9 protein-coding genes and 1 pseudogene are annotated in these 14,662 nt (G+C 66.2%); 4 read left to right on the top strand and 6 right to left on the bottom strand.

Features of this window, described 5'->3' with window-relative positions:
* Positions 1-26: 26 nt before the first annotated feature.
* From GM656_RS04605 to xacF, 4 genes are all read right to left on the bottom strand, one after another.
* The gene (locus GM656_RS04605) at positions 27-1,202 is read right to left on the bottom strand and encodes a mandelate racemase family protein (RefSeq protein ID WP_162412467.1); all 1,176 of its coding nucleotides are present in this window, start codon (positions 1,200-1,202) and stop codon (positions 27-29) included.
* An 81-nt stretch (positions 1,203-1,283) separates the two neighbouring features.
* Positions 1,284-2,150, bottom strand: a complete 867-nt coding sequence (locus tag GM656_RS04600) for an MBL fold metallo-hydrolase (RefSeq protein ID WP_162412466.1) — start codon at positions 2,148-2,150, stop codon at positions 1,284-1,286.
* 42 nt (positions 2,151-2,192) lie between these two features.
* Positions 2,193-3,275, bottom strand: a complete 1,083-nt coding sequence (gene gfo6 / locus GM656_RS04595) for a D-xylose 1-dehydrogenase Gfo6 (protein ID WP_162412465.1) — start codon at positions 3,273-3,275, stop codon at positions 2,193-2,195.
* Positions 3,276-4,056: 781 nt separating this feature from the next.
* Entirely contained in the window at positions 4,057-5,505 is a 1,449-nt protein-coding gene (xacF, locus tag GM656_RS04590; protein ID WP_162412464.1) for a 2,5-dioxovalerate dehydrogenase, read from the bottom strand.
* A gap of 346 nt (positions 5,506-5,851) precedes the next feature.
* On the opposite strand from xacF, the gene GM656_RS04585 reads away from it, so the two are divergent.
* A complete protein-coding gene (locus tag GM656_RS04585) occupies positions 5,852-6,616 on the top strand; it encodes an IclR family transcriptional regulator (RefSeq protein WP_162412463.1) in 765 nt (254 codons plus the stop codon).
* A gap of 290 nt (positions 6,617-6,906) precedes the next feature.
* Here the strand turns inward: GM656_RS04585 and GM656_RS19310 are convergent.
* Positions 6,907-7,179: pseudogene (locus GM656_RS19310) on the bottom strand (IS1595 family transposase); the annotation flags it as partial.
* Positions 7,180-8,750: 1,571 nt separating this feature from the next.
* Between GM656_RS19310 and GM656_RS04580 the strand changes: the two are divergent.
* The 3 genes from GM656_RS04580 to GM656_RS04570 all read left to right on the top strand — a co-directional run bounded on the left by GM656_RS04580 (position 8,751) and on the right by GM656_RS04570 (position 13,512).
* Positions 8,751-9,461, top strand: coding sequence for a metallophosphoesterase family protein (locus GM656_RS04580; protein ID WP_162412462.1), 711 nt, complete (start codon positions 8,751-8,753; stop codon positions 9,459-9,461).
* 3 nt (positions 9,462-9,464) lie between these two features.
* The gene (gene ppk1 / locus GM656_RS04575) at positions 9,465-11,936 is read left to right on the top strand and encodes a polyphosphate kinase 1 (protein ID WP_162412461.1); all 2,472 of its coding nucleotides are present in this window, start codon (positions 9,465-9,467) and stop codon (positions 11,934-11,936) included.
* A 220-nt stretch (positions 11,937-12,156) separates the two neighbouring features.
* A complete protein-coding gene (locus GM656_RS04570) occupies positions 12,157-13,512 on the top strand; it encodes a right-handed parallel beta-helix repeat-containing protein (protein ID WP_162412460.1) in 1,356 nt (451 codons plus the stop codon).
* Between the two features lie 179 nt (positions 13,513-13,691).
* Here GM656_RS04570 and GM656_RS04565 read toward each other — a convergent pair whose 3' ends face one another.
* Entirely contained in the window at positions 13,692-14,621 is a 930-nt protein-coding gene (locus GM656_RS04565) for a M48 family metallopeptidase (RefSeq protein WP_162412459.1), read from the bottom strand.
* Between the last annotated feature and the right edge of the window lie 41 nt (positions 14,622-14,662).

Here is a 14,662-nt window from a genome sequence, read left to right as displayed (position 1 = left end):
CTATACCGATCCGGCCGCCCGACGCGCTACTCGTACGTGTGGACGCTCCCCGTCGTGTTGTCCGCGATGAAGTCCCAGTCGTACTCGACGCCGAGGCCGGGACCGTCGGGCACGGACACCGTCCCGTCGGAATCGACGGCGTCCATCAGGTCGGAGTAGCCGCCCTCGTACACCGGCGGCTGGGTGTTCTGGCAGTCCGGGTGGACCAGCGCCATCTCGTAGTAGTTGGAGTTGCGGCAGGCGGCGATGCAGTGGCGTTGGGCGGGTCCGGGAGCGTGAAACTCCACGTCGAGGCCGAACGCCTCGGCCATGCGGGCCACCTTGATCGCGCCGGTGATGCCCGCGTCGTACTCGGGGTCGGCCCGCAGGAAGTCGGTGGCCTCGCTGGCGGCGAAATCGGACTTGATCTCCAGCCCGCGGATGTGCTCGGTCTGGAGGATCGGGGTATCGAGCTTCTGTGCCAGCTTCTTGTGGGCGTGCTGCGAGATGCCGCCGTCGCGGAACGGGTCCTCGTACCAGAAGAAGCCCTCCTCGTCGAGCGCGCGGCCGAGCTTCAGGGCGTCGGCGAACGTCTCCAGTTCGCAGGCCGGGTCGTGCATGAGGTCCATCTCGTCGCCGACGGCGTCGCCGACGGCGTGGACGGCGTCGACCTCGCGGGTGAGGTCCCGGGCCGCGTCACCGCCGCCCCAGCCGTGGATCTTGAAGCCGCCGAAGCCCTCGTCGCGACACTCCTCGGCGAAATCGGCGAAGGCCTCGGGGGAGTCCAGGCCGCCGGCGTCGTCGCCGTGGTAGGTCGAGGCGTACGCGGGGATGCGCTCGCGGTAGGTGCCGAGCAGTTCGTGGATGGGCGCGTCGTAGTACTTGCCCGCGAAGTCCCACAGCGCGATGTCGATGGGGCCGATGCCCATCCGGTCGTACTTCCTGAGCGCGCGCTTGCACTCCGACCAGTGTTTCTCGCGTTTCAGCGGGTCCTTGCCGACGAGGTACTGGGCGACGATGTTGTACTGGGCGGCCGCCGGGGAGTTCCCGCCGACGTACTCCCCCGTGATGCCCTCGTCGGTGTGGACCTGCACGCCGAACAGCTTCCGCGTCGTGGTCTCGCCCGGCTCGTAGACGAGATTGAAGCCGTGCTCGTCGGTCCCCACGTCCTCGAGGGGGTACTCGAACTCTCGGCTTTCGATCTTCGTGATCGTTGGCGACATTGGCGAACGTACCGGGGTCGGCGTAATAAATGTACCCCGACACACAGCTTGTCGACGCGACAACGAAGGGCGGTGATCCTCTCAGTCGCCGTCGAGCGCGTCGAGACGCCGGATACCGGGCTCGCCCAGCCGGACCGAACAGCCGACGTACGGCGGTTCGACGATCCGGGGGTACTCGTGTGACACCGCGTGGTCGTGCAGGACCTTCGGGTCGCCGCCCTCGCCCTGCCACATGTCGTGGTGCGAGGGCAGCAGCCGGGTCAGTTGCAACTGGTTCGCCGCCTCGATCACCTCGTTCTCGTCCATGTACCACTTCGTACGGACGCCGCGGTCCGGCTCCGCCTCGTAGATGGAGCCGACCGTTCCGAACGCCAGCGCGCCCACGTCGACGTCGTGGCGCTCGCCCACGTCGGCGAACGCCTCTGCCGGGCGGCTGTCGCCCGCGTGGAAGAACGTCCCGGACTCGTGCTCGACGACGTAGCTCACCGGCTCGATGGCGTCGGGGTCGTTCGCGCCCGCGACGTGGACGGTGAAGTCGCCGACCTCGAACGTGTCGCCGGCAGCGACCTCGTTGCGCTGGTCGCCGTCGACGGGGATCTCGCCGTCGTAGTCCGGCTCCGCGTAGGACGCGGACGGCGCGTACACGTCCGCGCCGCGGTCCGCGACCAGCGGCTCGAACGACGGCGGGTGCATGTGGTCGATGTGCTCGTGGGTGACCAGCACGGCGTCACACAGCGTCGCGTCCGCCGGGTCCATCGGGACCGGAATCATGCGGACGAGCGTCGGCGGGTCACCCTCGCCGAAGTAGGGGTCGACGTACAGCGTCGTCGTCGCCGACCGGAGGACGAAGCCGTTACAGCCGAGGTACCAGACCACGACGCCGTCGCCGGGATCCGTCGCTTCGATCTCGTCGCGGACGAACCAGTCGCCCCAGGTCGAGTGGACCATGGCTCGCCAGTGGGTCCGCGCCCGACAAAAACCTTCGTGCCGTCAGTCGAGCTCGACCGTCGACTCCGTCTCGGAGGCCTCGTAGACGGCCTTGATCGTCCTGATGTCGACCAGGCCGTGCTCGCCGTCGGCGTAGGGCTCCGCGCCGGTGAGTAGGCAGTGGCTGAAGTACTCGAACTCCTCTTCCATCTGGTCGATCTGCTCGAAGTCGATGTCGACCGTCGTCCCGCCTCGCGAGAGCTGGAGGGCGCGGTCGTCCCACGGATAGAACGCCGGCTCGACGCGGACCTTCCCCTCGGTTCCGAGCACCGAGATGTGGCTGTCGAGGTGGGCGTTCTGGCTGGCGGTGCAGACGGCGTAGGCGTGCCCGGGGAAGTCGAGCTGGAACGCCCCGTGCTCGTCGGGCACGTCGTCGAACTCCTCCTGGACCGAGGCGACGGTGCCGCGGACGCGAACCGGGTCCGCCTCCAGCAGGAAGCGGCTCGTGTTCAGCGGGTACAGCCCGATGTCCATAACGGCACAGCCGCCCGAGAGCTCCCAGTCCAGCCGCCACTGGTCGGGGTCGGGCACGAGGTCGAGGATCGGTTCGGTCATGTTGCCGTGGACGAACAGCGGTTCGCCGACGTAGCCCTCGTCGATGAGGTCTTTCGCTCGCCTGACGGCCGGCTCGGTGTGCATCCGGTAGGCGATCATCAGCGTCGCGTCGTGCTCGTCACAGACCTCGATCATCCGCTCGGCGCGCTCGACCGTCGACTCCATCGGCTTCTCACAGAGGATCGCCTTGTCCAGTTCCGCGGCCGTCTCGACGAACGGCAGGTGGCGGGCGTTCGGCGTGACGACGTAGACGGCGTCGTACGCGTCGCTCGCGGCCCCGTCGTGGAACTCCTCGTAGGTGAGCGCGTGCTCCACTGTCTCCGAGGAGGCGGCCACGTCCGCGGCCTTCTCCCGGTCGCCGCTGACGAGCACGGTCGTCTCACAGAGGTCGCCGGCGGCGACGGCGGGCATGGCCTGCTCCGTGGTCCACCAGCCCACTCCGACCATCGCGAACCGGACCGGGTCGTCGGTTTCCGTCAACTCCTGCCAGTCGCGGTGATCGAAGTCCGTCGTGAGCGCGTCGACGTTCATGCCGGTTGCTGCGCCCGCGTCGCTATTATGCGTTGTGTTGCCACATCGACTGCGTTCCGAATTCGCGAATGTGAATTCAGCGATCAGACCAACCGATCCCTTGCAGATGCACTCGTGTTCGATATCATGGAATAGTGTGCGGCTCGGCGGGCGGACTCGACCGAACTCTGGTCTCGCGGGATGTAACCGGTCAGCGCGGCGACTCGGCCGGATTTCGGGCCGTCTGGGGACCGACGGTCTCACGGGACCGGCCGCGGAATAACGACAGTACAACCGTTACGCTTCCCGTTCACTATCAGTGAACGAGCGCTAGCTAATCCGGGGTGCGAGTTCAGCCGTGGCAGTGTGCGGTGCCGTTCGGTGCCGTCGGCCGGCGATACGTCTCCTCGGCGGGTGACGGACTCCGGAGAGAGAAAGTATGCATGGCCGAACCCAACCGGAACGCGTCTCTGCCACGAGCCATGCGGCGGTTGTGCGGTCCGATGTTACGGGAATCGCTTCGACGCGAGAGTGTCCAACGACGGGAGTTCGTTGCGGTCCGGGTGCCTACAGACTGCAACGATAGTGGAACGTCTGTACGGGACAGACGATGGCCGTCGGTGCTGGGGCCGTTCCACCATCCCTGGTCGATTGGGCTACGACCATGACTGATGACTTTGCAGGCTCGCTCTTGTGGTGGACAAGAGCAAGTAGGCATACAGAAGATTGGTATAAAAAGATTGTGTTCCCGTAGATGCTACGGGGCGACCGAGAGACCGAGAACCCGGATGTCGCGGGCCGGTTAGCTGTTGCGGTAGACCGTCTTGATGTAGCTGAAGAACTCGAGGCCGGCGTCGCCCTGCTCTCGGTAGGTGTTCGTCGAGGAGCGCTTGAGGCCGCCGAACGGGACGTGCAGTTCGAGGCCGGTGGTCTTCTCGTTGACCTTCACGACGCCGGACTCGGAGCGCTCGATGAACGCGTTCTCTTCGTCGACCTTTTCGGTCACGATGCTGGCCGAGAGGCCGTAGTCCACGCCGTTAGCGACTTCGACGCCCTCCTCGAAGTCCGAGACGGGGATGACGGCGAGTACCGGACCGAAGACCTCCTCCTGTGCGATGCGCATGTCCGGCTCCACGTCGGAGAAGACGGCCGGCGAGATGAAGTTCCCGGCGTCGTAGTCGTCGCCGGTCAGCTCCTCGCCGCCGGTCTCGTGGGTCGCGCCCTCGGACTTGGCGATGTCGACGTACTCGAGACTGCCCTCGAGTTCGCCCTGGCTGACGTGGGGGCCCATGTCCGCGCCCTCGAGGCCGTCACCGACCGTCAGGGACTCGGCGTAGTCGACGATGCCGTCGACGAACTCGTCGTAGACGTCCTCGTGGACGATGGCGCGGGAGGTCGCCGTACAGGCCTGGCCCGTGCCGCCGAAGGCGCCGGCGCCGACGATGTCGACCGCTTTGTCGACGTCCGCGCTCGACGTGACGAGCGTGGGGTTCTTTCCGCCCATCTCGGCCTGCGCGCGCTTGCCGTTCGCCGTCGACTGCTCGTAGACGTGCTCGCCGATCGACGCGCTGCCGGTGAACGACACCGCGTCCACGTCGTCGTGGGTGGTCAGGCGTTCGCCGACCTCGCTGCCGGGGCCACAGACCAGATTGATGGCGCCGTCCGGGATGCCGGCCTCGTCGAGCGCTTCGATGATCTTGGCGCCGACCGTCGGGGCCTGCATCGCGGGCTTGACGACGACGGTGTTGCCGACCGCGAGCGCCGGCGCGATCTTCCAGGCCGGAATCGCGATGGGGTAGTTCCACGGCGTGATCAGCGCCGCGACGCCGAGCGGTTCCTTCTTGGTCGACAGCCCGGCGCGGCCGCCGCTGGGCTGTTTGACCGTGCCGCCGAAGTCGCGCGCCTTCTCGGCGTAGTAATAGAAGATGTCGATGGCCCGCTGTACCTCGCCCTGGGCCTCGCCGAGCGGCTTGCCCTCTTCGCTGGTGAGCGTCTCCGCCAGTTCCGCTTTCCGGTTCTTGAGGATCTCACCGGTCTCGCGCAGGATCGCCCCGCGCTCCGGGCCCGGCATGCCGGCCCACTCGTCGGTCGCCTCGACCGCGGCCGCGACAGCCGCGTCCGTCTCCGCCGTCGAGGAGACCGGAACGGTGCTGACGACCTCGCCGTCGACCGGGTTCGTGACCTCCGTTGTCTCGCCGGATTCGCTACCGGTCCACTCGCCACCGATGTAGTTCTCGTACGTCTGCGTCATACGTTCGATGGATTGCGTCCACGATACTTACGCGTTTCCCCATGACGTTTCCACGCCCCTGCGGACCGCCAGTGAGATCGGGGCCCGGCCCGTCCTGTGGACCGCGTCTCGGCCGAGCGATGGCTTTAAATGGAGCGGTGCGGTGAGTGTTATCTAACGAATACGAGTACCCTCGGTCGTTCGGCGACGGTTCACGGCCGACGCGCCCGACTCGGTACGAAACACCCTCACCACGCGGCCCGGTGGTGGGTCTGCGACGACGGATCCGTTGGAGGCCGCCGGACGTCGCACCAACGGCTCCGGGCGCGTGACCGAGTCCTCACAGTCCAGACTCGAAACCAAAACTATGGCACGAACGGCACAAAACCCGGTCAAATCGGTCGAGACGACGTTTCAGATACTCAACGGTCTCAAGGACCTCGGCGGCGCCGGCGTCACCGAGCTCTCGCGACACCTCGACCTCCCGAAGAGCACCATCCACAACTACCTCAGCACGCTCGAACAGGAGGAGTACATCGTCAACGACGACGGTCGGTACAGGGTCGGACTCCGATTCCTCGAACTCGGTGCGTACTCCCGGCACCGCCAGAAACTGTTTCGCATCGCAAAACCCGAGGCCGACCGCCTCGCGGAGGAGACGGGCGAACTGGCGAACGTCCTCGTCGAGGAGCACGGCCGCGGGTCGTACCTCTACCGCGCCCGCGGCGAGCAGGCCGTCCAGGTCAAGGCCCACGTCGGCACGCGCGTCCCCCTCCACTCGACCGCGCTGGGCAAGGCGATCCTCGCCCATCTCCCGGAGGAACGCGTCGACACGATCGTCGACCGACACGGGCTCGGCGACGAGACCGACAACGCGGTGACCACGCGGGATGAACTCCGCGAGAGCCTCGACTCGGTCAGGGAGGACGGCGTCGCGTTCGACGATGAGGAACGACTCGACGGCCTCCGGTGCGTCGCCGCGCCGGTCCTCGACAACGACGGGAACGTCCTCGGCGCGATCAGCGTCTCCGGGCCGACGAACCGGTTCCGGAACGAGCGCTTTACCGAGGAACTCCCCCAGAAAGTGCTCGAAGTCGCCAACGTCATCGAACTCAACGTCACCTACTCCTGACTCCGTTCGCCCCGTCGATTGGCTCACGCTGGCTACCCCGACAACAGCGCGGTCGCTGCACTCTCCAGCGAACACCTGTTCGTATTTGGTGAACGGACGTTCCTTAGACAGTCTCCGTCCTTACTGGATCGGACGGACGATTCATTCGAGAGTCAGCGGTGCTACCACGGATTCTCTTCGAACCTTGACTCCGTTGTTCCGTGTCACAACGGAAACTCTCGTTCAATAGAATGGGACGATCTATCCAGGCGCGCCACTTCGTTCGGGTATCCGGACCGATCGCTGAATCCTCGTCTGGTGCACCGGTTCACCGCCTTGTAGTGAACCTCGATTTCCACGTTCAGTTGCCGAAGACCGGTCTTGAACCGGATATAGGTGCAGACCGCGAGAACCCGACGGTATCGCAGACTACTCGAAGACCGTGCCGGTCTCGTCGGTGAATGTGCGGTCGCAATTCTACCAGTGATACCGTTGAAACACCTGACAGTTGCCGGACTGAGTCACGGACTCGGCACGCCAACGCGGGCAACAAATCCGTCATACCGGCAGACCTGTGCCAGCAGATTCGCGGCACGATGCTCCCGAACTGAGCGTCTTGAGTGGTCGTGCTTCGTCGGGTACGAGGCCGCGTCGCCCTTGCCCGCTGTGGACTGACTAACAATCCGCTTCCCAAGAGCGCAGTCGTAACACGTGTATATGTGTTATCGAGATCTCGCTCCCTGAATCGCCGCTCCGATCTCGACTCCCGGTCCACAGCCAATTTGATATCGCGATATATGATTTATCACGGGCCTCGCGGCGAATCGCCTAATCCGGCGCAGACCCGTCCGAATCGGCACAGCCCGTCCAGATCGGGTACGAGAGCGGGCGTTTCCGACGAAGCCGACGGCTCGCCTGGCCGCAAGATAGCGTTTCCTGTCGCAGTACTCAGTTCGTAGCACCAGAACGCCCCGCTCCAGTCGACGGTGGGCCGGAAACGCAGTGGTCGTTCGTCAGTTGTTCACGGGTGCTCCGGGCCAGTTCGCGCGGGGCATACTGAGAATCCCACGCTCGTCCGAGGTGCCTCTCTCGAACGACAGCGAGCCGCGGGAGCGGAGATTATCCGACAGCTCACACCCACAATCCGTACCAAACGCCGGCAACACAGGACCGGCCGGCTCGCGCGTTAGTCGGTACCCTCTCAATTGTCCACTCGGCCGCCCGCAACACGCCACACTGCACTGAGTCACGGCCTTCGGGCGGCCCTCGGTGACGCGCGGCTCGCTGTTTGTGCTCGATCCGGCAGTTCGGAGTTCCTCGCCGCTCGTTGCGACGATTCAGGACGATCGATTGTTCTCCGTCAGTCCCCAGCCAAGGGAGTGCCCCGCGCGAGGAGGGACTTTCTGTCGCGCACGAAGGCAGCTTTCGTTGCGCCATCTCGTCGTTCCCATTTGGTCGCTTTCGGAGGCTGTCCGTCACCGTTCGTTGACTGTCGATTGTGATCCGGGCGGATGGTTCGCGATCCGCTCTCACTGTGGCTGCTCGCGCCGGAAGCGACTGTCCGACCGACACCTCTATTTCGGACTGAGACGCCGTCAGGGCCCGTTTCGCTGTCGGCTTCGTGATGTACGGCCCATCTCAATATATCGTATTTCGCTATATCGAATCGAGATACTCGTGATCCAATTCGATCGAAGTCGAGGGTATCCGCTCATCGGGGCAAAAACACGGGCCCGGGACGAGCGCGAGCGGCCGCCGAGCTACCGCCGGCACTCGATGTCTTCGAGCAGCGCCTCTGCGATCGTACTCTTCCGATGTGAGACCAGCAAGTGACAGTAAATGTCGTCCCGGCTACTGGCGGTGCAGTTACACAGCGGACAACTGTGTGTCGGATTCGGGTGATCTTCTGTCGCACGCCGTGGGACACTGGCTTGCATATGCCCGAGTACTGTCACTCGATAGAAAGCCGTTTCTAGGACCGGTACGTGGTGCTCTATTCCGGTATAGAGTGCCGCGATTGGCGACTCGCCGCTGCTCCCTGGACGAATCAGGGCCGTCCGACCGCGTCGGTATCGTGAACGTAGCGCTATATACTCCTCATATAAAACCCCTATATACGGAACGTCGTCGGTTCGGCTACCAGCCCTTTTGACTCATGGCCTCAGCACCGAGCCTCCATCCCGAACTCGACGCCTCGCATCGACGGATCGACAGCGGTCGGTGGGACGACATCTACGTCGTCGGCGACGTCCACGGCTGTCGGCCGACGCTCGACCGACTCCTCGACCGACTCGACCCGTCCGACGACGACCTCGTGGTCTTCGTCGGTGACCTCGTTCGGAAGGGGCCCGACAGCGCGGGCGTCGTCGACCGCGTGCGCCACACGTCGAACTTCCTGACGGTCCGCGGAAACAACGAGCAGAAGCTCGTCGACGGCCGGAAGTCCGTCGCGTCGCTGACCGACGACGACCTCTCTTGGATCGCTTCGCTGCCCGTGGCGATCTCCTGGGACGACTCGCTGGTCGTCCACGGCGGCGTCGACCACCGTAAACCCCTCGTCGACCACGGGCTGACGGAACTGCTGAACATGCGCTCGCTCGTCCCCGACGGGAGTTACGACCGGCCGTACTGGTTCGAGACGCGGACGGTGCAGCCGCGCGTCTTCTTCGGTCACACGGTACTCTCCGAACCGTTCGAGACGGCCGCGGCCGTCGGTCTCGACACCGGCTGCGTCTACGGCGGTCAGCTGACGGCCTACCGGTGCTCGACGGGCGAGTTCGTCACGGTCGAGCCCGAGACGACCCACGAGGACCGCTCGGCAGACAGCATCGTCGACCCGGACCGGAACGCGCCGCTCTCCTCCTAATCCATGCAGCGCTCTGAATCCCCGGACATCGAGGCCTACCGGCCCGACGACGTCGACCTGACCGACTCGTCGCTGTATCTCAACCGCGAACTGAGCGAACTCGCCTTCCAGCGGCGTGTGCTCCACGAGGCGCTCGACGAACGCAATCCGCTGCTCGAACGGGTCCGGTTCCTGTCGATCGTCACCCGAAACCTGGACGAGTTCGTGATGAAACGCGTCGGCGGCCTCAAACAGCAGATGGAGGCCGGCGTGACGGAGACTGCCCCAGACGGTCGGACTCCGCGAGAGCAGTGGGGCGAAGTCCACGAGACGCTCCGGCCGATGCTCCAGACACAGGCCCGGTGTTACCGGACCGCGATTCGTCCGGCCCTCGCCGACGCGGGCATCCACGTTCTCGACTACGACGCGCTCAGCGACGCCGAGCGGGCGTCGATGCGCGAGTACTTCGAGGACTCGGTGCTGCCGACGCTGACGCCGCTGTCCTTCGACCCCGCCCATCCGTTCCCGTTCATCTCGAATCGATCGCTGTCGCTGGCCGTCCTCACGCGCCAGTCGGACGCCGACGACCCGACGTTCACCCGCATCAAGATCCCGCCGAACCGGCCGCGGCTGATCCAGGTCGGCGACGACACCCGCTACGTCCGGATCGAAGACGTCGTTCGAGAGAACCTGGATCTGCTGTTACCCAACGTCGACATCGTCGACGCGGCGCTGTTCCGACTGACGCGCAACGCCGAGGTACGGCGCAACGAGGAGGTCGCCGAGGACCTCATCGACATGGTTGAGGACGTGCTCGAACAGCGCCGGTTCGCGACGGTCGTCCGGATGGAGATCTCCGCCGACGCCGACCCGCGCATCCGGTCGACGCTCACAGAGCAACTCGGTCTCGACGAGCGCGAGATCTACGACCTCGACGGGCCGCTGGACTACCGCGACTTCGCGGAACTGACCGAGCTCGACCGGCCGGACCTCTCGCTCGACGAGTGGACCCCACAGCCGCATCCCCGCCTCGACACCCGGAATCCGCGTCCGCTCCGTAACCCCGACGAGGCCGCTAAGCGCGGCATTTTCGAGCGAATTCGAGCGAACGATATCCTGCTACATCACCCGTACCACGACTTCACGGACACGGTTCAGCGGTTCCTCTCCGCAGCCGCCGAAGACCCGAACGTGCTCGCGGTGAAAGCGGCCATCTACCGGACCGCCAGCGACTCGCAGGTGATCCAGTCGCTCATCGACGCCGCCGAAAACGGCAAGCAGGTCGCGGTGATGGTCGAACTGAAGGCCCGCTTCGACGAGCAGAACAACCTCGAATGGGTGCGAAAACTGGAGGAGAACGGCATCCACGTCGCCTACGGGACCGTCGGCCTCAAGACCCACACCAAGACCGCGCTCGTCGTCCGGGAGGAGGACGACGGCGTCGAACTGTACTCGCACATCGGGACTGGGAACTATCACTCCGAGACGGCCAAGGGGTACGTCGACCTCGGTCTGTTGACAGCCGACCGGGACATCGGTCGGGACCTGACGAAGGTGTTCAACTTCTTCACCGGCCCCTCGCTCGACGAGGAGTTCCGCGAACTGCTCATCGCACCGGTCACGATGCGCCGGGAGTTCACCCGCTACATCCGCCGCGAGGCCCAGCACGCCCGGGCCGGACGGCCCGCCCGCATCGTCGCCAAGGTCAACGGGCTCGAGGACCCCGCCATCGTCGAGGAACTGTACCGCGCGTCGATGGCCGGCGTCGATATCGACCTCGTCGTCCGGGACATCTGCCGGCTCCGGCCCGGCCTCGACGAAGTCAGCGAGAACGTCTCCGTCTACTCCCTCGTCGGCCGATTCCTCGAACACTCCCGCATCTTCTACTTCGAGAACGGCGCGCGGGCCGACCCCGGCGAGGGCGACGACTGGGGCGAACCCGAGTACTACATCGGCAGCGCCGACTGGATGACGCGGAACCTCGACTACCGCGTCGAGGCGGTCACGCCGGTCACGGACCCGGACGTCCAGCGCCAGCTCCGGTTCAATCTCGAACTCGTCCTCGCGGACAACCGCAAGCTGTGGGAGATGGGTGCCGACGGCGACTACCGCCAGCGCTATCCGGACGACGGCGACCGCGTCGTCAACGCACAGGAGGTCCTGATGCGCGAGACGCTGAAGGCGGGTCGCAACGAGGACTCCGCGGTCGGGATGCCCGGCGACTACCCGCTGGAGAGCGACCTGTGCGTCGTCGGTGAGTGCCCGGAGGACTCGGTACCGCACGCCGCGTCGGTCTCGGACGAGCGAGCGGACGGAGAATCGCCGGAAGTCACCGACGGCGGGTCGACGGCGCTGTCGACCTACGGCGATCGGTGGTACGTCCCGGACAGCGACACCTACGCGTACGCGGTCCGGACGCCCGACGGCGACCGCCGCTATCTGAAGACGAAGGCCGGCACTGCGGACCTGCTTCGACGCCTGTACGGGGAGCGATAGCCCGCTGGTCGGGTCAGTCGCCCGATCCGAGGCCACGCTCGACTTCGTCGAACACCGCGACGCCTCGCTCACGTCTCTCCTCGCGCAGTCCCCGTCGAGTCGCGTCCACCGATTGCGTTCGTCGGTAGTCGGCTGTGTCTAGTTCCCGTACGTACCGGTACGTTCCGGTCAGAACAGTATTATAAAACGACAGTATCGGTGTGCCGACACCTTCAATCGAATGCCATCCAGCACTCCGGCAGGCGACACCCAGCGCGGCGCGGGATCGCTACAGACCACTCGTCGGTCGCTCCTCGGGAGCATCGGGGCGGCCGCCGGTCTCGGGCTCGCGTCCGGCGACGGACGCGCACAGGCGGCCGGCGGGATTCCGGGCACGGGCGACGTGTACTTCGTGACGCGGAACGAGACGCCGGCCGCCGAGCGCGGGCAGGGGACCGGGTCCGGGCGGAGCTCCGGCACGTACCTCGTCGTCGACGGCTCGACGGGCGGCGTCTCGCTGGCCACCGACGACACCGCGGACGTCGCGTTCCAGCACGCCTTCGATCAGCTCGGCGAGACTGGCGGGACCGTCGTCGCCAGCGCGCACACCTTCGAGTTCGGCGGTCCGGCCACGGTGGGCGACGACACACTGGTGACCGGCCAGCGGGGCACCCGCTTCGTCGCGTCGGAGACCGGCAGCCGGGACGACCCGGCACCGACCGATACACAGGAGAACCCGCTGCCGACGGGGCACGACCTGCTCCGGGTCCGTGGCGACAACGTCGCCGTCACGGACGTCGAGTTCGACGGTGCGGGCACGCAACTGGACAATCAGGCCGTCCAGGCCGACGGCTGTGACGGCCTCCTCGTCGCGAACACGCGGACGGTCAACGGGTTCCAGATGGGCATCTCGTTCACGCGGTGTACGAACGTGACCGTCCGAGACAACGAGGTCGTCGATCCGAACTGGTACGGCATCACCAGCCGCAGCGCGCCGGCGGGCGGCGATTCGGACCTCCGCCGGTCGAGCGACGTCGTCATCGCGGGGAACCGCGTCTCCGGGATGAAGTTCAACAACATCGCGCCGTACAACGTCTCGCACTTCGTCGTCTTCGGCAACGTGGTCTTCGACGGGGGTCACAGCCTCATCGCCTGCTCGCCGGCCCAGCGGGGCGCGATCGTCGGCAACGTCTGTCGGGACCTGCACGAGTTCGCGCCCGACCCCGGCGGTGAGGCCGGCATCGAGATCGAGTACAAGGAGACACACCTGCGCGACGAGGTCGCCGGGACGCCGGCGGCGCGCTCGTCCGACATCACGATCGCGGGGAACCAGGTCGCCGACTGCCCCGTCGGAATCCTCTCTCGGACGGTCCCGGCCGACGGCGACGCCACCGAACCGCGCCGGGAACAGCGTCCCCACGGCTTCACGATCACCGGTAACGCCGTCAGCGGTGCGACCGAGGCCGGAATACGCGTTCGCTCGGGCGAGAGCGGCGTGGTCGCCACGAACACGCTCCGCGACAACGGAACAGCCCTCGATGTCGCCGATGACTTCACGGCCGGTCTCCAGGTGGGGCTGAACGCGACCCGTCCCTGAGCATCTGACCCTCTATCTACGGGGTTACTCTCCTCGGCCCGGACCTCGATTCCGAACGGGGCGCGGACGTAGTCTGTCTTCCGAGATATCGGGGTAATTCCGTCTGCTTGCACCCAACCCGTCGTTATCTATGTCCGAAACCCGTCTGAATCTCGGTATCCCCTCTATTCAATGGTCGCTTAGGCCCTTTTTGCCTCGGTTGCGGCTCGAGACCGCAACCGTTCGATGCGTTCGTCCATCGGCGGGTGGGTCGACAGGAGATGCGACAGATCGTCGTCTTCGGTTCCGTGGACGTAGAGCGGTGTCAGCGGGCCGAGATCCGGCGTCGACGCCCGCTCGATTTTCCCGAGGGCGCGGGCCAGCGCCAGCGGCTTCCCGGTCACCTCGACGGCGCGGTCGTCCGCGGCCCACTCGCGCCGCCGAGAGTACGCAAGCGCCACGAGGGCGATGGCGAACCCGAGGAGGCCGACGAACTGCAGCGCCCGACGCTGGGCGACGGCGAACCAGGAGCCGGCCCAGGCCTCCGGCCGCCCGCGAACCAGAGCCAGCGCTCGAGCGACCCCGCCCGCCAGCGCCACGAGCGGGAGTACCGCGATGGCGACCAGGCCGACGACGCTCTGCAGCAGGCTGTAGAGTACCGTCTGGACGAACGCGTCGTGGGTTTCGAGGTGGGCGAGTTCGTGGGCCAGCAGCGCTTCGAGTTCGTCGCCCGAGAGGTACCCGAACAGCCGTCGGTCGACGATGACCGCTCGCTCGCTCCCGCCGACCGCGAAGGCGTTCGGGACCGGGAGGCGCGCCACCAGCAGCGCCGGCGTCGACACGTCCATCCGCTCGGTGAGCGTGTCGAACCGTCGGTAGACGCCGGGCGCTCGCGACCGCGGGAGTTCGACCGCGTCGACCGACCGCCTGATCTGACTCGTCCCGACCCAGTAGCTCAGCGCCCCCATCGCGAGCGCCGTTCCAATCACGACGAGCGCCGTCGTCCCCGCCGACGGTCGCTGCGCCCACACGGTTGCGAGTACCCGGTACCCCACGAACACCGCAGCTAGGTACACCGCGAGCGACGAGACGCCGAGTATCGCGAGCAACAGGCGACGCCCTGCGTGCATGGCAATCGATACGGTTCGACCGGTGAAACCGCCTTGGTTCA

The organism is Haloarcula salina (assembly GCF_010119195.1).
Taxonomy (GTDB): domain Archaea; phylum Halobacteriota; class Halobacteria; order Halobacteriales; family Haloarculaceae; genus Haloarcula; species Haloarcula salina.
Note: the sequence above shows the minus strand (reverse complement) of the source record. Positions and strands in the feature narration are given on the sequence as shown.